Here is a 658-nt window from a genome sequence, read left to right on the forward strand (position 1 = left end):
GTAGGTGACTACCGTGCCGGTTCAAGTCCGGCCCTCGGCATTAAGTTTTGCGCCCGTAGCTCAATTGGATAGAGCGTTTGACTACGGATCAAAAGGTTAGGGGTTCGACTCCTCTCGGGCGCGCCATTATTCTAATAGAATAGTTAGGAAATCGGGAAGTAGCTCAGCTTGGTAGAGCACATGGTTTGGGACCATGGGGTCGCAGGTTCGAATCCTGTCTTCCCGACCATTTTCACGGGGCCTTAGCTCAGCTGGGAGAGCGCCTGCTTTGCACGCAGGAGGTCAGCGGTTCGATCCCGCTAGGCTCCACCAAAAGTTTTTAAAAAAAGTTGTTGACTTTGAAGAAGTGGCATTGTATACTAATAAAGTTGCTTTAACAAAGCGGACAAACGAAATGATCTTTGAAAACTAAACAAGACAAAACGTACCTGTTAATTCATTTTTTATAAAATCGCACAGCGATGTGCGTAGTCAGTCAAACTAAGGCCTGCACAACGCAGGTCACATAGGTGTCACCGCAGGATGCGGTGAACTTAACCTGTGATCCATTTATCGGAGAGTTTGATCCTGGCTCAGGACGAACGCTGGCGGCGTGCCTAATACATGCAAGTCGAGCGGACAGATGGGAGCTTGCTCCCTGATGTTAGCGGCGGACGGG

The 658-nt window shown here is 49.4% G+C and carries 3 tRNA genes and 1 rRNA gene; all 4 read left to right on the forward strand.

Annotated features, from left to right (window positions below):
- The first annotated feature begins 49 nt into the window (after positions 1–49).
- A tRNA-Arg gene (locus AC0C66_RS21440) sits at positions 50–126 on the forward strand.
- Positions 127–152: 26 nt separating this feature from the next.
- Positions 153–229, forward strand: a tRNA-Pro gene (locus AC0C66_RS21445).
- 7 nt (positions 230–236) lie between these two features.
- Positions 237–312 (forward strand) — tRNA-Ala (locus AC0C66_RS21450).
- A 237-nt stretch (positions 313–549) separates the two neighbouring features.
- Positions 550–658 (forward strand): 16S ribosomal RNA (locus tag AC0C66_RS21455); the annotation flags it as partial.

The sequence above is a fragment of the Bacillus sp. VA13 genome, from assembly GCF_055710085.1.